18 protein-coding genes are annotated in these 18,973 nt (G+C 45.2%); 1 reads left to right on the forward strand and 17 read right to left on the reverse strand.

The genetic code is table 11. The features are described from left to right. Positions 1 to 109: 109 nt before the first annotated feature. On the reverse strand, positions 110 to 1,486 hold the full coding sequence (gene radA, locus D6855_RS04785) for a DNA repair protein RadA (protein WP_120738596.1): 1,377 nt from the start codon (positions 1,484 to 1,486) through the stop codon (positions 110 to 112). A gap of 169 nt (positions 1,487 to 1,655) precedes the next feature. Here radA and D6855_RS04790 point away from each other — a divergent pair, with 169 nt between their 5' ends. Continuing rightward, positions 1,656 to 2,066 carry an endosialidase gene (locus D6855_RS04790; protein WP_120738599.1) on the forward strand — a complete coding sequence of 137 codons (411 nt, stop codon included), beginning with the start codon at positions 1,656 to 1,658 and terminating at the stop codon, positions 2,064 to 2,066. 51 nt (positions 2,067 to 2,117) lie between these two features. Here D6855_RS04790 and D6855_RS04795 read toward each other — a convergent pair whose 3' ends face one another. From D6855_RS04795 to D6855_RS04865, 16 genes are all read right to left on the reverse strand, one after another. Further along, the gene (locus tag D6855_RS04795) at positions 2,118 to 4,721 is read right to left on the reverse strand and encodes an ATP-dependent Clp protease ATP-binding subunit (RefSeq protein WP_120738600.1); all 2,604 of its coding nucleotides are present in this window, start codon (positions 4,719 to 4,721) and stop codon (positions 2,118 to 2,120) included. Positions 4,722 to 4,724: 3 nt separating this feature from the next. Continuing rightward, positions 4,725 to 5,096 carry a GntR family transcriptional regulator gene (locus D6855_RS04800; protein WP_120738602.1) on the reverse strand — a complete coding sequence of 124 codons (372 nt, stop codon included), beginning with the start codon at positions 5,094 to 5,096 and terminating at the stop codon, positions 4,725 to 4,727. Positions 5,097 to 5,213: 117 nt separating this feature from the next. Beyond that, positions 5,214 to 6,689 (reverse strand): SH3 domain-containing protein, encoded by a 1,476-nt coding sequence (locus tag D6855_RS04805; protein WP_120738604.1) that lies wholly within the window; start codon positions 6,687 to 6,689, stop codon positions 5,214 to 5,216. Positions 6,690 to 6,692: 3 nt separating this feature from the next. Continuing rightward, positions 6,693 to 7,970, reverse strand: a complete 1,278-nt coding sequence (purD, locus tag D6855_RS04810) for a phosphoribosylamine--glycine ligase (protein WP_120738606.1) — start codon at positions 7,968 to 7,970, stop codon at positions 6,693 to 6,695. Positions 7,971 to 8,002: 32 nt separating this feature from the next. Then, positions 8,003 to 8,653 (reverse strand): phosphoribosylglycinamide formyltransferase, encoded by a 651-nt coding sequence (gene purN, locus D6855_RS04815; protein ID WP_120738608.1) that lies wholly within the window; start codon positions 8,651 to 8,653, stop codon positions 8,003 to 8,005. Then, the gene (gene purM / locus D6855_RS04820) at positions 8,650 to 9,675 is read right to left on the reverse strand and encodes a phosphoribosylformylglycinamidine cyclo-ligase (protein ID WP_120739156.1); all 1,026 of its coding nucleotides are present in this window, start codon (positions 9,673 to 9,675) and stop codon (positions 8,650 to 8,652) included. The genes purN and purM overlap by 4 nt, the downstream gene beginning before the upstream one ends. A 52-nt stretch (positions 9,676 to 9,727) precedes the next feature. After that, positions 9,728 to 10,231: a 5-(carboxyamino)imidazole ribonucleotide mutase gene (gene purE, locus D6855_RS04825; RefSeq protein ID WP_120738609.1), complete on the reverse strand. Its 504-nt coding sequence runs from the start codon at positions 10,229 to 10,231 to the stop codon at positions 9,728 to 9,730. Positions 10,232 to 10,335: 104 nt separating this feature from the next. Next, on the reverse strand, positions 10,336 to 12,441 hold the full coding sequence (locus D6855_RS04830; protein WP_120738611.1) for an aminopeptidase: 2,106 nt from the start codon (positions 12,439 to 12,441) through the stop codon (positions 10,336 to 10,338). Between the two features lie 2 nt (positions 12,442 to 12,443). Then, the gene (locus D6855_RS04835; protein ID WP_120738613.1) at positions 12,444 to 12,788 is read right to left on the reverse strand and encodes a DUF6142 family protein; all 345 of its coding nucleotides are present in this window, start codon (positions 12,786 to 12,788) and stop codon (positions 12,444 to 12,446) included. Positions 12,789 to 12,792: 4 nt separating this feature from the next. Beyond that, a complete protein-coding gene (locus D6855_RS16780; RefSeq protein WP_199712402.1) occupies positions 12,793 to 12,945 on the reverse strand; it encodes a hypothetical protein in 153 nt (50 codons plus the stop codon). 23 nt (positions 12,946 to 12,968) lie between these two features. After that, positions 12,969 to 13,649: an orotate phosphoribosyltransferase gene (gene pyrE, locus D6855_RS04840; RefSeq protein ID WP_120738615.1), complete on the reverse strand. Its 681-nt coding sequence runs from the start codon at positions 13,647 to 13,649 to the stop codon at positions 12,969 to 12,971. Positions 13,650 to 13,725: 76 nt separating this feature from the next. Further along, complete coding sequence (locus D6855_RS04845) at positions 13,726 to 15,429, reverse strand: MutS-related protein (protein ID WP_120738617.1); 1,704 nt, start codon at positions 15,427 to 15,429, stop codon at positions 13,726 to 13,728. A gap of 116 nt (positions 15,430 to 15,545) precedes the next feature. Continuing rightward, the gene (locus D6855_RS04850) at positions 15,546 to 15,878 is read right to left on the reverse strand and encodes a hypothetical protein (RefSeq protein ID WP_120738619.1); all 333 of its coding nucleotides are present in this window, start codon (positions 15,876 to 15,878) and stop codon (positions 15,546 to 15,548) included. Between the two features lie 5 nt (positions 15,879 to 15,883). Further along, positions 15,884 to 16,360 carry an HAD family hydrolase gene (locus D6855_RS04855; protein WP_120738621.1) on the reverse strand — a complete coding sequence of 159 codons (477 nt, stop codon included), beginning with the start codon at positions 16,358 to 16,360 and terminating at the stop codon, positions 15,884 to 15,886. Positions 16,361 to 16,457: 97 nt separating this feature from the next. Then, positions 16,458 to 17,855: an adenylate/guanylate cyclase domain-containing protein gene (locus D6855_RS04860; protein WP_120738623.1), complete on the reverse strand. Its 1,398-nt coding sequence runs from the start codon at positions 17,853 to 17,855 to the stop codon at positions 16,458 to 16,460. Positions 17,856 to 17,942: 87 nt separating this feature from the next. Beyond that, positions 17,943 to 18,908: a cyclic nucleotide-binding domain-containing protein gene (locus D6855_RS04865; RefSeq protein ID WP_120738625.1), complete on the reverse strand. Its 966-nt coding sequence runs from the start codon at positions 18,906 to 18,908 to the stop codon at positions 17,943 to 17,945. Positions 18,909 to 18,973 lie beyond the last annotated feature (65 nt).

Below are 18,973 nucleotides of genomic sequence, written 5' to 3' on the forward strand. Positions count from 1 at the left end.
CGTCGCTTTAACACACTACGTTATCATACCAAATAACCTATCATAATCTCAATCATATATAGTGAATTTTTTGTCATTTCGAGATATTTTTCTGACCAAAGTACATTTTTTAGATGACCTTCATGGCATCCGCCACTGAGGATACTCCTATGATCTCAATATCCTTAAAGTTCTTTTTCAGCTTACTCTCCAAAGCCTTAGGAACAATGCAGGTCTTAAAGCCAAGCTTTTTGGCTTCTGATACCCTTGCATCTCCCATGCTAACTGACCTTACTTCTCCGGATAAGCCAACCTCTCCAAAGGCGATCACATCGTCGCTTATGGGCTTGTTCTTGAAGCTTGAAACCAGAGCAAGGCATATACCAAGATCCAAAGACGGCTCTGCAACCTTCATTCCACCAGCAAGGTTTACATAGGCGTCAAAATCGCTCATCTGAAGCCCGATTCTCTTTTCCAGAACGGCCATAAGAAGGTTTACCCTGTTGTAATCTGTTCCGTTTGCCTGTCTTCTTGGGAATCCAAAATTGGTTCTGGTCACAAGGGCCTGGACCTCGATGAGGATTGGCCTTGTGCCCTCTACGGAGCAGGTCACGATGGATCCGCTGGCGCCCTCTGGTCTTCCATCCAGCATAAACTCTGAAGGGTTTGTCACTTCCACAAGGCCCTTCTCCTGCATCTCGAAGACGCCGATCTCGTTGGTTGATCCAAACCTGTTCTTGACGGCGCGAAGGATCCTGTAGGATGCATGTCTGTCGCCCTCAAAGTAAAGCACTGTATCCACCATGTGCTCCAAAACTCTTGGTCCTGCAACCTGACCTTCCTTGGTCACATGTCCCACGATGAAGACTGAGATGTTCATACTCTTGGCAATCCTGAGAAGAACCGATGTTGACTCCCTTACCTGGGATACGCTTCCCGGCGCAGATGAAACAGACTCATTGTACATGGTCTGGATTGAATCAATGATGACAACCTGAGGCTTCTGCCTTGAAATTGTCTCCTCAATATTGGAAAGGTTCGTTTCGCACATGAACTTAAGCTGCTCAGTAAAGCCTCCGATCCTGTTTGCGCGAAGCTTGATCTGCTGCAGTGATTCCTCTCCTGAGATATAGAGGACATCTCTTTTGTCCCCAGATATATTACCTGCAACCTGCAAAAGAATTGTGGACTTACCTATACCTGGATCGCCGCCCACCAAAATAAGAGAGCCCTTAACAAGGCCTCCGCCGAGAACTCTGTTCAGTTCCCCGATGTGGGTGTCGTATCTCTCCTCGTCGTTCATTACGATCTCGGAAAGAGTCTTAGGCTGGATGTATTCACCTGAAGCGGCAGAAGAAGGAACCCCTTTGACAGCCTTAGCAGCTGGCTTAACCGTCTCCTCCACAAATGTATTCCACTCCCTGCAGCCCGGGCACTGTCCCATCCACTTGGATGATTCATAGCCACAGCTCTGACAGAAAAATACTGACTTGATCTTAGTTGCCAATTTGTCCTCCAACAATCTTTTTTGATGTATTTTATACTGATTATTATAAAATAAGAGCTTCAGGTTGAGAAAGAGAAAAAAATAAGAAAAATTTCATTTCGCAAACCCTCTCCTGTGCTATATAATTATGGTGTAAATATACATTTTCTTTTTTATTAGGAGGGTTACTATGGCTGTCGTAGAACAGTTGATCAGAGCTGAAAGCGATGGAAGCATCAGCTTTGGCAATTACAAGCTTCCTGAGAAAACGAAGCTGGAGAATTTTGAACACAATGGTAATATCCTCAAGGTTAAGACCTTCAAGGATATCACGAAGCTTGAGAAAGACGAAAACTTTGTATATGAGTCCGTACCTGGAACTGCAGTAACAAGCTTTACTGAGACAGACAAGGGTGTGGAGTTCAAGGTAGAGGGCGCTACTGATGCCCAGATCACACTTGGTCTTAACGAGAACACAGAGTACAGCGTATTCGTAAACGGCAGTAGCATCGGCAAGATGAGCACAGGCCTTGGTGGCAAACTTAACCTTAGTGTTGAGCTCTCAGAGGATGCACCAACTACTGTAAAGGTAGAGATGTAAATTAAATAAAGAACAATAAAAAGAGCTATCCATCACGGATAGCTCTTATTTTTATTTCTTCTTTTTCGCTGCGGGCTTCTTTGCTGCAGGTTTTTTAGCAGCACTGCCCCTGGGTTTCTTGGTAGTCACGGCCTTGGCAACCTTAGTAGCCTTCCCCGGCTTTGTGGTCTTAACCTGCACCTTCTTGACTGATGCAGCCTTACCATCCTTGCCAACAAACACGATCTTGTCATCCTTGAGAGTGACAGTTACATCCATGCCAGCCTTGATGTTGCCCTTAAGAAGCTCTTCTGCCATGGCATCCTCGATGGTCTGCTGGATAGCTCTCTTAAGAGGTCTTGCACCCATCTTGGCATCGGAATGTTTGGAAACAAGGTGCTTCTTAACAGCTGGTGAGATGGTGAGATTGATATCCATCTGCGCCTTACATCTCTTTGAAAGGTTCTGAGAAAGAAGGGTTACAATGTCCATCATCTCTTTCTCAGTAAGGGTATGGAATACCATGATCTCATCAATCCTGTTGATGAACTCCGGTTTAAAGAGCTTCTTGACCTCATCCATAACGCCGCTCTTCATATCCTCGTAGTCCCTCTTGGCATCTGCTCCGGCTCCGAATCCGAGCTTCTTGGGATCAACGATTCTCTGGGCACCAACGTTACTTGTCATGATAAGGATAGTGTTCTTAAAGCTTACCTTCCTGCCCTTGGCATCTGTAATGTGTCCGTCATCAAGAACCTGAAGGAGCACATTGAAGATATCAGGATGAGCCTTCTCAATCTCATCAAAAAGAATAACTGAATATGGATGGCGTCTGACCTTCTCAGAGAGCTGGCCACCCTCGTCATATCCAACATATCCTGGAGGTGATCCGATCATCTTGGATACCGAATGGCCTTCCATGTACTCAGACATATCAACTCTGATAAGGGCGTTCTCATCACCAAACATAGCTTCAGCAAGGGCCTTACTAAGCTCAGTCTTACCTACACCAGTAGGTCCCAGGAAAAGAAATGATCCGATAGGTCTGTTTGGATCCTGAAGTCCTACTCTTCCTCTTCTGATAGCCTTGGATACAGCCTTAACTGCATCCTCCTGGCCTATTACTCTCTTGTGGAGAACTGACTCAAGCTTAAGGAGCTTCTCTGACTCCTTCTCAGCGATCTTCTTGACAGGGATTCTTGTCCATTCAGCAACAACCTCTGCAATGTCGTTCTCGTCTACTATAAAGCCTGATGACTTCTGCTTTCTAGCCTCTGCATTCTTAACTCTGGCAAGTTTCGTCATCAGAGTATTCTGTTCTTTATTTAGCCTTCCAGCAGCAGTAAAATCAGAATTCTTAAGGGCATCCTCTATCTGCTTGTCCAGTTCAGCTACCTGCTTCTCCATCTCTTTTACCTTGGGAGATACTCCCATGGTGCGAAGTCTTACAGCTGAAGCAGCCTCATCAATAAGGTCGATGGCCTTATCTGGAAGGTTTCTGTCGTTTATATATCTCTCTGAAAGATCCACTGCAGCCTTGATAGCCTCTGGAGTTACAGTAACCTTGTGGTGTTCCTCGTACTTGCTGACGATTCCGTTAAGTATGTCAGTAGCCTCTTCCTTGGTGGGTTCATCCACGTTAACAGGTTGGAAACGTCTCTCAAGGGCAGCATCCTTCTCAACATACTTGCGGTACTCGCTGATGGTTGTGGCACCGATCATCTGAATCTCGCCTCTTGCAAGAGAAGGCTTTAAGATATTAGATGCATCGATTGCTCCCTCAGCGCCGCCGGCGCCAATAAGGGTGTGCATCTCATCCACAAAGAGAATGATATTGCCATCATCAGCTACTTCCTTGATGACCTTCTTGATCCTCTCCTCGAACTCACCTCTGTACTTGGAGCCTGCGATCATTCCAGAGAGGTCCAGAGTCATAAGGCGCTTATTCTGTACTGTTAGAGGCACGTCACCTGAAGCGATCCTCTGAGCAAGTCCCTCAACTACTGCTGTCTTACCAACACCAGGCTCACCTATAAGACAAGGGTTATTCTTGGTCCTTCTTGAAAGGATCTGAATAACTCTCTTTATCTCACGCTCTCTGCCAATAACAGGATCGAGCTTGCCTTCTATAGCAAGAGCTGTCATGTCCCTGCTGTACTGAGCAAGGATTGAAGGCTTCTTGCCAGTCTTGGCACTTGTCGCACTCTTTTTACCAAGGTCCTCTTTAACAAGGTTTGGGTCCTCTCCCATGGCTGCCAGTGTCTCAGCGTAGATCTTCTGAGCTGGCACGTTCATGGTGCTGATAAGTCTTACTGCTACGTTCTCACCCTCTTTGATAAGAGCCAGCAGGATATGCTCAGTTCCTGTCTTGTCCGCGTGGAACCTCTCAGCCATCTTGTGGGCCTCTTCAAGGACCTTCTCAGCTCTTGGTGAAAAACCGTCTCTGTCCAGTGTTCTTACGTTGCTATCAGGGACGATAAGATCTCTTATCATCTCCATCATGCGGTTCTCATCTATTCCGTTATCAATAAGGATCCTTGATGCCACGCATCCGTCCTCTAAGATGAGTCCCATAAGAATGTGCTCTGTGCCAACGTAGTTGAGCTTGAGTGTTCTTGCTGTCTTCTTGGCCAGCTTCAGAGCTTCATTCGCCATTACTGTAAACTTAGAATCCATAATTTATCCTCCATAGTGATCGTATATCTGATCAACAAGTGCATGGATATCATCTCGTCCAATGCCCTTACACATTGCTCTTGCCAAAACTACTGCCAGTTCGCTCTGAGCTTCCTTCAGGGCCCGGAGCTTGTCGATGTCGATGGCAATTATCGCACCTCTTCGCCTGTCGATCTTAACAAAACCTTCCTGCTGCAATATGGAATAGGCCTTGTTGACAGTGTGCATGTTGATGCCAATGGTCTCCGCCAGTTGTCTTACACTTGGCAGCTGCTCCCCTTCCCTGAACTGGGAGGTCGCTATTCCAAGTATGATCTGATTGCAGAGCTGAACATATATGGCTTCATCACTGTTAAAATCTATTTCAATGATCATCTTTGCGCCTCCTTGTGTGATATATTTAGTATAACATATGATACAGTTTTTTTCATGACAATAAGCACATAAAAAGAGTGACGCAGTAGCGTCACTCTTTTAAACCCTGTAAAGATATTACTTGTCGTCATCAAGATCGAGGAACTCAAACTCAAAGTCATCCTCATCGCCGATGAAATTCTTAGCTCTGCGCTTTGGAGCTTCCTTAGCTGGAGCCTCTGCATCAGCATCCCTGAAGCTCCTTCTGCCATCAGCATCGCCCTCAGGGCGCCTTGGTCTTACTGGTCTGTCGCCCTCATCGTCTCTTCTAACTGGTCTTGATGGTCTTACTGGACGATCATCGCCTTCATCAGAAACAGGTCTGCGTCTTACTGGTCTGTCCTCTGCATCCTCATCTCTTCTTACTGGTCTTGATGGTCTTGCTGCCCTAGGATCCTCATCGCGATTAGGTCTTACAGTTCTCTCCTCAGCTGAAGGTCTGCGTCTAGCTGGACGCTCGTCCTCTTCATCCTCGTCAGGTCTTGCTCTTCTCCTTGAAGGCTGTGAGTAACGGTCATACTCCTCTTCCTCTTCATCCTCATAGTAAAGAGAATCTCTGAGCTTAAGTGCCATAATGATAAGTCCGATCACAAGTGCTGCAACTACTACAGCAAGAATGATAAGGATTGTCTTGTAGTTGTTGTTGGTCTTAACAAGCTTGTTAACTTCATCGCTGCTCTTAGCTGCATCAATGAGTTCGTTAACCTTAACTCTGTAACCTTCGATGTTGTCATAGAGGTACCAGATAGGCTCTCCGCTTGCATCATCTGTAAGATATACAAGTGAGTAGTGTCCGTCACCTGCTTCGCTTGTTACTGCAGGTCCCTGCTCTTCTTCCTGTGGCTCCTCAGTTTCTTCTGGTGTCTCAGCTACTTCGCCTTCACCCTCACCACCTTCAGCGCCTTCACCTTCGCCGCCTTCAGCTGGTGCAGCCTCGCTGACCTGAAGAAGATCTGATCTTACATAACCTGTCTTGTTGCTGCTTCCAAATGTTACCTGATACCAGGTCTTATTATCTGTTCCAGTAGCTTCACCTGTTATTGTAACAGTGTCGCCCTTGGTAACCTTACCTACAGAATTGTACTTGGTGCCAGCGCCCTCACGAACGTTAACGCTCTCCTCTGTGATGGTTGCTGACTTGGCGTCTACTGCTGTAGCCTGAGTTGCAGGAAGTTCAGCTGCTGCGCCGTTTGATTCTGTTGTTGATGTTGTGGTTGTTGTAGTTGTGGATGAAGATGAAGAAGAACCACCCTTCTTGGAAACCAGGTCACTTCTTACATATCCATACTCACTCTTGTTGACACGGATCTTGTACCATACATATCCTGAAGCATCTGTTGCCTCGTCAACAATATCAATTGTATCGCCCTCTCTAAGGCTTGATACCTGTGATGCTGTTGTGCTGGCTGAAGATCTTACCTTAACATTGCTTGTTTTTACTGTACCAGTAGTCTCAGTGTAAGCGAACGCTGTAAAACCTGCTGATACGAAGATAGCCGCTGAAACCACTATAGAAAGTCCCAGTGACAAAACTCTCTTTCTTAGATTTTTCATATCTTACTCCTCCGTTTCATCAATCGCCTTGCCAATGTCATGACGCATGTATTTATTTTCAAAGTCTACCCACTCTGTAGCCTCGTAAGCCTTAGCACGAGCCTCCTTAAGAGTGTCACCCTTAGCTGTTATGCCAAGAACTCTTCCACCATTTGTGACGATTCCCTCGGGAGTCGCCTTGGTGCCAGCATGGAAGCAGTAGTAGCCTTCCTTGCCTTTGAAATTATCAAGGCCTGTGATGAGCTTACCCTTCTCATAGCTAAGTGGATAGCCATCACTTGCAAGAATAACGCACACAGCTGCCTTGTCTTCAAACTCAAGATCAAGGTCCCCAAGTGTTCCATCTATGCACGCATTTACAACATCTATAATATCTGTCTTAAGTCTTGGAAGTACAACCTGAGCTTCTGGATCTCCAAATCTTGCGTTGTACTCAAGTACCTTAGGTCCATCCTCTGTGAGCATCAGTCCAAAGAAGATAATTCCCTTAAACTCTCTGCCCTCTTTTGCCATGGCTTCTACTGTCTTGCCATAGATATTGTCTCTGCAGAACTTATCAACTTCCTCTGTGTAGAAAGGACTTGGTGAGAAGTTACCCATTCCACCAGTGTTCAGTCCTGTATCTCCATCCCCTGCTCTCTTGTGATCCTGAGCGCTACTCATGAGCTTGTATGTCTTGCCATCAACGAAAGATAAAACTGAAACCTCGCGGCCAGTCATGAACTCTTCGATAACCATGTGGTTACCAGCTGAGCCAAACTTCTTATCTTCCATAATCTCTTTTACTCCGGCTCTGGCCTCTTCAAGGTTCTGGCAGATAAGTACGCCTTTGCCAAGAGCAAGTCCGTCTGCCTTAAGAACGATAGGGAACTTTGCAGTCTCAAGGTACTCAAGAGCCTTGGCTGGATCATCAAAGGTCTCATAGCCAGCTGTAGGAATGCCATATTTCTTCATAAGGTCCTTGGAGAAAGCCTTGCTTCCCTCAAGGATAGCTGCGTTCTTGCGAGGTCCAAATACACGAAGTCCCTCTGCCTCAAAGACATCTACAACGCCTCCAACCAAAGGATCGTCCATTCCAATAATAGTAAGGTCAATGGCGTTCTCTTTTGCAAAAGCTGCAAGCTTGTCAAACTCCATTGGAGTAATTGGAACGCACTCGGCAAGCTCCGCAATTCCGCCATTACCTGGCGCACAATAAATCTTATCTACCTTACTGCTCCTGGAAACGGCCTCCACAATTGCGTGCTCTCTACCGCCTCCACCAACAACCAAAACTTTCATACGTAGCCTCTCTCCTAATTATTTATCCCCATTTACAGTTCTGAAAGAACCTTGTCGTCATAATCATCAATTACTACATGACCATCCACAATCTTAACCCTGCCATTGGCTATAAGGTCGATGGCCATAGGAAGGATCTTCCACTCAGCCTGCTCCATAATGCGCTGCTGAAGTGATTTTGCTGTGTCGTCATCTCTTATCATCACGGGCTTTTGAAGGATGATAGGTCCTGTATCTGTCCCCTCGTCCACGAAATGCACTGTGGCACCAGATACCCTTACGCCCCTCTCAAGAGCCTTCTCATGGACCTTAAGTCCGTAGTAACCTGTTCCGCAAAATGATGGAATAAGTGATGGATGAATGTTGATAATGCGGCCCTGGAACCTCTTTACAACGCTCTCAGGAATTACCACAAGACATCCAGCCAGTACCACGAGATCCGGATCAGCCTCAACAAGAGTCTGTAAAAGAGCTTCATTAAACTCTGCCCTTGTCTCGTAGTCCTTGGGAGACTTGCATACGCTTGGGATTCCAGCCTTTTTGGCTCTCTCCAGTGCATAGGCACCAGGATTGTTGGAATACACAAGGCAAATCTCTGTGTTAGTAATTGTTCCGTTATTTATTCCATCGATTATGGCCTGGAGATTAGTTCCGCCTCCAGACACCAGTACAGCTATCTTCATACCAGTTCAACACCCTTTTCACCGTTTGCGGCTCTGCCAACTACCCATGCCTTGTCGCCTGCTGCCTCGATTGCCTTAAGTGCAGCGTCTGCATCTGCAGGATCAACGGCAAGAACCATTCCAAGTCCCATGTTGTAGGTGTTGTACATCATCTGGTCTTCGATCTCGCCCTTTTTCTGCATCAGCTTAAAGATAGGTGGAATGTCATAGCTGTTCTTGTTGATAACAGCCTTGATTCCATCCGGGAGCATCCTTGGGATGTTCTCATAGAATCCGCCGCCAGTGATGTGGCTGCAGCCCTTAACCTTAATGCCTGCGTTCTTAAGGGACTTCATCATATGTACGTAAATCCTTGTTGGAGTGAGAAGACACTCGCCAAGGGTCATTCCAAGTTCATCGTAGTATGTCTCGAGACTTTCTTTTGTCATCTCGAAGACCTTTCTTACTAGAGAAAATCCGTTTGAGTGAACACCGCTGCTGGCAACACCGATAAGAACGTCTCCGTCCTTGATGGTTGATCCGTCGATCATATCTTTTCTGTCTACAACGCCAACTGTAAATCCAGCTACATCGTAATCATCCTCAGGCATAAGACCTGGGTGCTCAGCAGTTTCACCACCGATAAGTGCACAGTCAGACTGCTTGCAGCCCTCTGCAACACCCTTAACTATGGCAGCTATCTTCTCAGGATAGTTCTTGCCACATGCTATATAATCCAGGAAAAACAGGGGTTCTCCCCCGGCACATGCTACATCGTTTACACACATTGCAACCGCATCGATTCCGATTGTGTCGTGCTTATCAAGAAGAAATGCAAGCTTGATCTTGGTTCCTACACCGTCTGTTCCGGATAAAAGAACTGGATCCTCCATGTCCTTGATCCCCTTCATGGAAAATGCTCCAGAGAATCCGCCAAGACCTCCAAGTACCTCAGGTCTCATTGTCTCCTTGACATATCCCTTGATCAGTTCAACAGACTTGTAGCCTGCCTCAATATCAACTCCCGCCTTTTTGTAATCCAGTGCCATTTGTTCTCCCTTTCCTTACTACGTTTGAAATGATATTTTTCTTTATTTAGTTGTAATTCTTATAGCCAACTTCCGAAAGCTTCTTGTCCTTGGCTACAACAGCGTCCTTGAGAGATGCGCTGTAGTCCTTGAGCTTGCCTAAAAGCTCCGGATTGCTGGTTGCCAGAATCTTGGCTGCAAGAAGGCCTGCGTTAGCGCCTCCGTTTATAGCAACTGTTGCCACAGGAATTCCTGATGGCATCTGTACTATGCTGTAAAGTGAATCTCTTCCGCCGAGGGAAGTGGTATGCATCGGAATACCAATAACCGGCATTGGGAAAATAGCCGCGCACATACCTGGAAGATGTGCTGCCATTCCTGCTCCTGCGATGATGACCTTAAAGCCTTTGTCCTCAGCAGTTTTTGCATATTCAAAGAATTCGTCAGGCTCTCTGTGAGCTGAGATAATTCTCATCTCATAGGATATGCCCAGCTGCTCCAAAATATCAGCTGCCTTGCTCATTACTGGCATATCTGAATCGCTTCCCATTACAATTCCAACCTGTGGCATAGCTATTATCCTCCAATGATGTAGAAAAAAATTCAATATTTAGTCGGTCATATCATACCATAATACTAAATATAGTGCCATATATTTTACGAAAATTTTAACAATTAAAACTCTCCGTCAAGGGGCTTATTGAGTTCTTCTGTTCCAGGAAGAACAAAGCGTCCCTTCTCGATGATGGTAACACTGCTTCCATCTGCTCTCACTGCCCTGATACTGCCCAGTTCATCATAAGGAATGGTGATATCTGTGTGGCAGCTAAAGTATGCTTCAGAAGGATTAGTAGTTCTCTTACAGGAGATCTCATTTTCCCTTGCCACGATAGCCTTGCCATCAGGATTGTAAGTAACGTTGTCCTCTTCGTATGAGTAGCAGGTATCACCCACAGCAAAGTGTGGTCCTGTCTTTTCCGCGATGAGGATTGGAAGTCTTTCTTCTATTCCATACTTTCTGGCGATGACATAAGCCAGAGTGTTGGTTCCAATAGCAAACTCTCCGATAGGGAGCATCTTGTGGTTAAAGAGGATGTTGTCCTCTATGTACTTTTTGTTTTCTTCCTCAGACTCAAAGTTAGTGCAGGTATAAGTTGTCGTGCAGCCATCCTTGAAATTGATCTCAAGATTCTTAAAGAACAGACCCTCAAGATATACACCTGTTACGTGAAGCACGCCCTCTGTTCCTGTGAGCTTTGGTGAAGTAAATACCTCTCCAACAGGAATGTTTACATCAGCAACGCAGTTCTCAAAGTTGGTCTCTTTGGACTTATCCTTAAGCTCATGCATGCAAACCTTAATGTCTGTATGGTTGTCTCCCATTCCCTTAACTTCCACATACTCTGCTTCATCAAGGGCATCCACTATTCTTTGCTGGATGGTCTGGTAGAGCTTGTAATCTAAAGTGTTGATCCTTACTACCTCATCAAAGATAGTCTTGAAGTTCTCACCGATCTCAGGAATAGGGAAAGAGATAATGGTAAAGCTTCTTTCTTTTCCAATAATATATTCATTGGTAATAAGGGAAGCCTGAACCTTATACTCACCCATCATCTTTCTCTGAGAAGCGCTAAGCTGAACTGCATTTGCCTTGGGCTGTGGTGAGAATGGATTCTCTCCAAACACCTCAATTACTGCAGGTCCGCCAAAGAGCTTGGCCTTAGCCTTGTACTTTTCACCTGCTGCCCTTACAGCCTCGAGCCTTCTGTTAACAAGCTGACTGTCAAGGAAAAGACCTTCATCATCCTTGTGGTCGTAGTCGAACTGCTTGTTTGGTACAGCTCCTGTGCAGGCACTTCTTGTGGCATTGCCACCCATGTAGAAGGTGCTCTGTATTGATCTGTAGATGGTTGAATCAAGGTCGATAGCCTTGAGGTTCTCGATAGCTTTTTTGATTATCCTCTCAAAGCCCAGGTTATAGATAATAGAAGCGGTCTTCTTGATGGTGATATCCTTACCTGTCATCTCAAAGCCGATGCGATAACCCTCTGTGAAGGTTGTGGCCATCCTGTCGATATCTTCCTGACTTAAGGATGCAAGATGCTCCGCTGTCTTAATCTCATTGTCTGTGATGTACTCACCAAACTTATACAGATAGCGAACATCTGAAAGGTCGCTGCCTGTGATGATATCTCTAAAGAAGCTCTCGGAAGGATCTACGATGCTGGCAAAGCGGGCGATACGCTCTGTCTCTGCGTAGTCACTGTAGAACCAGTACATGATCTTCTTGAGGTCCTCAAACTTAGGAAGGGCGCCACTTTCGTCAGTTGCCTTGAACACTCCGTATACTTCTAAAAAGAGCTCTATGCGGATCACAAGTTCTTCCTTCTTTTTCTCAAAGGCGTATCCGATCATGGATCTGAGCTCAAAATATAAAGAAGAAAGAAGCTGTCCGTAGTCCTTGGAAAGGTTTTCTACTGCATAGTCCGGATTACCGTAGCTTACTGCGTAGTTCTCTGGAAGGATATCCTCAAAGAGCTGTCTGTTTCTCTTTTGCAAAGAAGCAAGATCATCCTTGTCAGGACCTCCCTCAAGGACCCACTTGTAGGTATCAAGAACCATGGATACGAAGCCGGCAGTTCTTTTAAAATAGTCATCAAACTTCTCATTAGAAAGAGACTCTGATGGCAACTCCCCAATTCTCTCTGCTGCCAGATCAAGTCTCTCCTGGATTACATCTTCTCCGTTTTCAAATTCAAAAATAAGTTCTTCACTGTTCATGATCAACTAAGTCCTAACACTAAAATGAATATTACAAATGCGATGGATAGTGTATTAAGCACTATTCCAAGATTGGGAAAGAGCTTGAAGATGTCCTTTTCAAGCCTGGACATGATCCCCAGAACAAGACCCACAACAGAAAAAATGGCCGCAACCAAAGCCGCTGCGGCGTATCTAAGCTGTGCCTGACCACCGTCGTTGTAGGTAAATACAACGGCGGCAATGAGTGCACTTACTGAAATGATTCCTAAAATTGCAGACATTACGCCCTTCTCGGGATGTCTGTTGTCGGTAAACATATATCGGTCTCTGACCGGTTCAAATTTTTTGATGCGAATCTTCTTCATAGACTTAAATAATTACGTTCCTTCTGCTGCCAAGGAGTTTAGCTCCGCTGATGATAAGAAGCACTCCTGCTGTAAGTCCAACCACAATGGATACAACTCCAAAGGTGATATTTAAAGCTCCTGTTCCACCAAGAACCTTGTATGTACGCTCTTCCATAAATGTAACCCCCTAAGAATATATTAAGCTTTTGCGCCGTACTCTGCGTAGTAATCGTCGATGGCCTTCTTGATGTCCTTGGTCAAAAGAACTTCTCCATCGATCGGTCTGTTATAGAGGTATGAAACTACATCCTCCATTGTAACGATTGAATGAGCTGAGAAACCGTATCTCTCCTTGATCTCGTCAAGGGCGCTCATATCTGAATCCTGACCCTTCTCCTGTCTGTTAAGTGAAACCATAAGTCCCACGATATCGCAGTCAGCCTGTGCCTGAATGATAGGCACTGTCTCCTCGATTGACTTGCCGGATGTTGTAACATCCTCGATGATAAGGACTCTGTCTCCGTCGCGGAGCTTGCTTCCAAGCAGGATTCCCTTGTCGCCGTGGTCCTTGATCTCTTTTCTATTTGAGCAGTATCTGATCTCTCTTCCGTAGAGCTCGCTGATCGCAACTGATGTAACTACTGAAAGAGGAATGCCCTTGTATGCAGGTCCAAACAGAACATCAAACTCAAGACCAAAGGTGTCGTGAATAGCTCTTGCATAGTACTCGCCGAGCTTACGCAGCTGTGATCCTGTAACATACGCACCTGCATTCATGAAAAATGGTGACTTTCTGCCACTCTTAAGTGTGAACTCTCCAAACTTAAGAACATTGCTGTCCACCATAAACTCAATAAACTCTTCCTTGTAACGCTCCATCTCCCCTGACTCCTTCATTATTTTCTACTAAAAACTAACAGTTTCTAATACCTAAGACATAATAACACTATATCCATTATTCCTCAACCAATTGACCGTAAGTCACGCCATATTTTTCAGCGATGTCTCCGGCATAGGAAAGTCCCACTGGCGGCGCAACTTTTACCTCATAGGAGCGCTTGCCCTCCTCAGATACAACGATAAGGGATGCGGCTTTAGCCTTATCAGCCCCCTCGTTGATCTCACCTATATCCATGGCAAGCTTATGCATGTGGGTGTTGTAGATTGTCCTTATCCCCTTTTTGAGGATCGCCTTTGAGCAGTCCCTGGCGATATAGTAGCCCTCCTCAAAGGAGGTGGTTGAAAAGGTCTCATTTAGAAGCAGTATGCTCTTATCTGTCGCCTCCTCGTATAGCTCTTTAAATCTCTTGCACTCTTCGCCGAGTCTTCCAAGATCTAAAGTCTTGTCCTCATCCGCCGGAAAGTGCGTCAGGATCGTATCTGTTGGCACGTACCTGAACTCTTTTCCTGCTACGTATATTCCACCCTGGGCCATGAAAAAGAGCTGTCCCACCGCCTGAGTGATGGTGGTCTTGCCGCCTCTGTTGGCTCCTGTAAGGATGTAGAGGGTTCGGTCCTTATCAAAAGAGATATCGTTTGGCACAATACCTTCCCTCTTTGCAGATTCATCAAGAACCAGCTTCATGTTGTAGACGCCCTTCGCATCAAGTGACAGAGCACCCGCACTATCTAAAGGTTCAATGGCATCAGGCTTACAAAAGACAAGTCCCCTTCCCTGTAATTTCTCGATATACTCAGCCCATCTTATATAGTAGATGAACTCTGGCATAAGGTCCGTAATGTCTGTGATGGTAAGTGTAGTGTACTTAGACAGTACGTCACGAAGCTTTTTTACCGTCTTACTTAGCATCCTCTCTGTGATGTCATCCATGTAGTTTGTGACGCTCCTGATCTGGTCATCACTTTCAGAGATGTACTTGATGCTCATAAGTGCCATGGGGCTAAGAGGTGGGATTACAGGAATCGTGTTGTTTACGTATGGGCTCTGAGCCTTAAATTCCTCGAATTTGTAGTCTCCATCCCAGTCATTTCCGTCCTTCACATTGTCTTTTCCCGAGATCTTATCAGCAAAACGGCCAACGATTCCAGACTTGGTAAAGGGCTTGTTGTTAAGGGATACGATTCCGATGCCACAGGCTTCAAAGCGCTCGTTAAGATTTACCCCAAGGGTTACACTCTTAAGGTTCTGTGTGGTGGCACGAAGGTCAGCAACATCCGCCTTGAGCTCCCCAAAGCCGTTGTCGTTATAGAGCTTTTCAACGAAAGCCTTTAGGGATAAAAGTCCCTCTGAGTGAATGTCCGCATCCTTAAGGCAGACTGTCACAGCTTCGATGCTCTTAATATAGTCATCAAGCTCTGAGAGCCTGTGGAGCAGATCCCACACCTGGGGCTCGTGGTCGTGGTCATGCTTAAAGGAACCAAATTCCCTAAGGAAATTGATCTTATCAAGGATCTCCACGATGTCGTCCCGCATCTTCTTATTGTTCAGGATATCCTCAAAGACATCGCTTCTGAACCTGGCGTTTTTTACGTCATCACAAATAAGCCTCATAACATTCATGATATATGTCTGTTCTGAGACTTTAGTTGTCACCTTACAAACAATGCTGTCCATGCCAATGTCATGGACAGCCACGTCTGAAAGCTTCTTAAAATCTAAATTCTTATCTGGAAATAAAATACTGATCTTGCCTGACATTTTTAAGTTCTCCTCAAAATCAAAGGCCCTTGTCTGCCGCTCTCATTCATAAAAAAGCCGCCTTAAGGTGTCTGTCTCCTTTTTTACTTGAGTCAGTCTCTATAAGGCGGATGTTATCAACTTGTAAAAAGGTCCTCGATGCCCATGGCAAATCGGATCTCAGTTTTTGTTTCCTCATCTGATAAAGTATATTCAAAGGCATGAACGTCATCAAAAAGCCCATATTCAGCATATTTTTTGGTATCTGTGCAACTCACTACAATGTATGGATCATCAATTCCATCAAAGGTAACTTCACCAAGTCTGTAGTAATTGCCATTGAACCAGAAAATGGTCCTTTTTTCGTCCTTACCCTGACCTCGCGGCTGTATTTTGGCATCGATGGCCCCATTCTCAGTCAGGAGGGATTCTACGTATCTGATTCTGTCTTTCTTTTCGCTATCGGTCATACGGCTTATTTCCCTTCTTCAAGCTTTCTGATCCTCTCAGCCTCATCGATGATCTTCTGTGCCCAGTCAGGATCAGGCTCATACACCTGCATTGCCCTGAAACCATAGATTCTGGCATTCTGGATGATCGCATCCTCGTCATCGATATGGAGAGATATCCTGTAGTGTTGAGGCATCTTCTGGGGCAGTGTCATCTCCCGGTCTCCCTGCACCTCAGCCTTATGTCTGTAGCCGTTTACAATCTGGTCGAACTTAACTCCGTACTGCCGAAACAGTGATCTTATGTACACCTCCGTCCTGAAGGAAGAGGTATACACCCACACTTCAAAGCCCCTCTTATGGAGCTCATTAATGAGCCACACAGTGCCCTTTCTTAGGCGCTCCGGAAACATCCTGTTTAAGGGAAACCTTAATTCCGGCTCTACTTCGTAAGTATCTGGAGAAACAAAAAGTACTTCATCCAGGTCAAATGATATTTTCATGTGGTGGATTGCCCCTCAACTTGTAACTATGCATTAATTATATCCGTTCTATGTTCATCTCTCAATGAACATATGGCAAAAATAAAAGTACAATTTTTTACTTTTCTACGAAATATTGTTTCCAGGCCTTGTAACCCGATGGAACCGAGGTGAAATGGATAAGATAGCCATCATCATTTTTCTCCATCACCTTACAGTACAGTTCTCCTCCGGCTTCCAGCTGCATGTTGTCGTAGACATTAAGCTCTGCCTCGGTTTCGATTACAGCCATGTCCTGTCCCAGGGCAGTGATTCCGCCGTAGTGAGATTTCTTTTCACCGTGCTTACCTTCTATGAGATAGAAAGTTACAGGGATGATCTTTTGAAGTTTATCAGGCGCAGTGCCCTTTACATCAACAAAGAGGTTATAGGGCTCTCCAATTCCGATTACCTGGAAGAGCTTCATATCTCCTTTGACTCCCTTTGGATGAACCACAATTTCTTTTGCAATAGACATCTCTGAAATTATGGCATCCTTGGTGGACTGGGAGATCAGAATCTGACCATTAATGGTGTAGCTCTCTACTCTTCCTGTGAGGTTTACGTTGCTTCCTACAACTCCATATTTGGTACGCTTTTCAGAGCCTATGTTTCCAACAATTACTTCGCCGGTGTTGATACCGATACCCATCTCCAGGATTGGATAGTCTCTTTCAATGTTCCACTTATTGATTGCTTCCATTCTGCTCTGCATATCTAGAGCTGCAGCAACAGCGTCTGCTGCGTGGCTTTCATTCTCAAGTGGTGCTCCGAAAATGGCAAAGATTCCATCGCCCATAAATTCAATGATGGTGCCCTCCTTGCTCTGAATGGCATCTGTCATCTCACCCAGGTAGTGATTGAGCATGGTGATAAGATCTTCAGGATCCATCCTCTCACTCATGGCAGTAAAGCCTCTAAGATCACTCATAAGGACAGTCAGCTCTTTCTTTTTACCTCCAAGGCGAAGTCCGTCAGGAGTATCAAGAAGCTGCTTTACAATGTCGTCGGACAGGAACCTTCCAAAGGTCTCGGACAAGAGGTTATTTCTAAGCTCAAGCTGTGAGTTTAAGGCCCTTATCTTTTCCATGCTCTTTACCGCATCTCTAAGATCTATAAGCTCGCTAAGATCGCTGAACACAACGATAATTCCAACCTTCTCGCCATTTTCCTGAAGGAAGGAAGTGACAACACGAAGCTGAAGGGTTATGTCTCCCCTGATATAGGGCACGATTCCCTCATGGGATTTGGTCCTGTCGTACACAGCATCCAGCACCATCTGAGTAAACTGGTCGTTGTTGATACTGTCAAAAAAGCACGCCGCAAATTTTTTTCCAACGCAGTCATCAGGAAGTCCCAGAGTTGTTACTGCAACCGGGTTGACGAAGGTGATCTCACCATTAAAGCCTATGGACATGACACCCTCTGCCATATTCCTCATTATGTTTTCCTGAATGATTCTTGATGAATCAGCCATTCTCTTCTCCTTGCTCAAAGCTTTATAGCTTCAGATAAAAGTTGTGCCCGCTCTTTAGATAAGAGCGGGCACCTTTAAAGACTAGTATCATCCAAAGTAATTCTCTTTATAATCCTGTGCCTTCTTCTTGAGCTCATCGCTTACTGAATTCTTAAGTTCAGCATCAGCAGCATCATAGATCATCTTGCAGGCATTGACATACTCATATGTAAGTCTTCTGATTCTGAAGGAAACATGCTTGATAATAGCCTCGATCTCAGCAGGATTCTTTTTAAAGATATCCTCGAAGTCATCCATGTAGATAGATTCAAGCATTGTGCCCTCCTCAAGAGCTACTGCTGTAGCTGTTCTTGTTTCTCCGCTAAGAAGAGCCATCTCTCCAAAGAACTTGCCTGCATACAGAGTAGTAAGGCACTTCTCCTGAGGTGTGCCATAGCCTGTATAGATGCCGATAGTACCAAAGTGAATATCATACATGCACTTTCCAGGCTCACCCTCTCTGAAGATGATTGTTCCTTTTCCGTACTTCTCAACATTCTTGCCAGATGCATCCTTATCGCCAGCTCTTTTAGCTTCTCTAAGGAATTCAGCACTTGGCTGTTTTGACTTATCAAGAAGGTTGTATGCATTTACGAACTTCTTGATCTTGTCAGCGATACCAGGCTTACGCTCCTCGTTAACAGGATAAAGCTCTCTGATAGTCACACATGCATCAGTATAGTCGTCTGTAAGTCTCTGAAGTCTTTCACCAAGCTCTCCAAGGATAAACTTGATCTTGTCAGGTGAACCTTCAAAGTAAGCTCTCATCTGGTCAATGGTAACCTCTGTGAGCTCGGTGTCTTCAAGAGCAACAACTGTTGCGCTTCGTGGAAAAGCATCGATGAGTGCAAGTTCACCAACAATGTGTCCTGCACCGATCTCTGTAAGCTTCTGCTCGGTATCTGTGCCATAGCCGGTGTATACGCCTACAAGGCCCTTGATCACTTCAAAAAAGCTCTCACCATTATCTCCTTCGCGGAAAATAATCTCGCCCTTACTAAATGTCTTGTTCATGTCCTTTTCCTGCCTTTCGTTAGTTGTTTTTATCCCTTTTAAAAAGCGCTATGCGCATGTGTGTT

The sequence above is a fragment of the Butyrivibrio sp. CB08 genome, assembly GCF_003625485.1.
In the GTDB taxonomy this organism is placed as follows: Bacteria; Bacillota; Clostridia; order Lachnospirales; family Lachnospiraceae; genus Butyrivibrio.

What these genes read in the sequence shown, in the direction of transcription:
- D6855_RS04790 (WP_120738599.1), top strand. Translation starts at nt 1,656, where the DNA reads ATGGCTGTCGTAGAACAGTTGATCAGAGCTGAAAGCGATGGAAGCATC.
- D6855_RS04795 (WP_120738600.1), bottom strand. Translation starts at nt 4,721, where the DNA reads ATGGATTCTAAGTTTACAGTAATGGCGAATGAAGCTCTGAAGCTGGCC.
- D6855_RS04800 (WP_120738602.1), bottom strand. Translation starts at nt 5,096, where the DNA reads ATGATCATTGAAATAGATTTTAACAGTGATGAAGCCATATATGTTCAG.
- D6855_RS04805 (WP_120738604.1), bottom strand. Translation starts at nt 6,689, where the DNA reads ATGAAAAATCTAAGAAAGAGAGTTTTGTCACTGGGACTTTCTATAGTG.
- purD (WP_120738606.1), bottom strand. Translation starts at nt 7,970, where the DNA reads ATGAAAGTTTTGGTTGTTGGTGGAGGCGGTAGAGAGCACGCAATTGTG.
- purN (WP_120738608.1), bottom strand. Translation starts at nt 8,653, where the DNA reads ATGAAGATAGCTGTACTGGTGTCTGGAGGCGGAACTAATCTCCAGGCC.
- purE (WP_120738609.1), bottom strand. Translation starts at nt 10,231, where the DNA reads ATGCCACAGGTTGGAATTGTAATGGGAAGCGATTCAGATATGCCAGTA.
- D6855_RS04830 (WP_120738611.1), bottom strand. Translation starts at nt 12,441, where the DNA reads ATGAACAGTGAAGAACTTATTTTTGAATTTGAAAACGGAGAAGATGTA.
- D6855_RS04835 (WP_120738613.1), bottom strand. Translation starts at nt 12,788, where the DNA reads ATGAAGAAGATTCGCATCAAAAAATTTGAACCGGTCAGAGACCGATAT.
- D6855_RS16780 (WP_199712402.1), bottom strand. Translation starts at nt 12,945, where the DNA reads ATGGAAGAGCGTACATACAAGGTTCTTGGTGGAACAGGAGCTTTAAAT.
- pyrE (WP_120738615.1), bottom strand. Translation starts at nt 13,649, where the DNA reads ATGGAGCGTTACAAGGAAGAGTTTATTGAGTTTATGGTGGACAGCAAT.
- D6855_RS04845 (WP_120738617.1), bottom strand. Translation starts at nt 15,429, where the DNA reads ATGTCAGGCAAGATCAGTATTTTATTTCCAGATAAGAATTTAGATTTT.
- D6855_RS04850 (WP_120738619.1), bottom strand. Translation starts at nt 15,878, where the DNA reads ATGACCGATAGCGAAAAGAAAGACAGAATCAGATACGTAGAATCCCTC.
- D6855_RS04855 (WP_120738621.1), bottom strand. Translation starts at nt 16,360, where the DNA reads ATGAAAATATCATTTGACCTGGATGAAGTACTTTTTGTTTCTCCAGAT.
- D6855_RS04860 (WP_120738623.1), bottom strand. Translation starts at nt 17,855, where the DNA reads ATGGCTGATTCATCAAGAATCATTCAGGAAAACATAATGAGGAATATG.
- D6855_RS04865 (WP_120738625.1), bottom strand. Translation starts at nt 18,908, where the DNA reads ATGAACAAGACATTTAGTAAGGGCGAGATTATTTTCCGCGAAGGAGAT.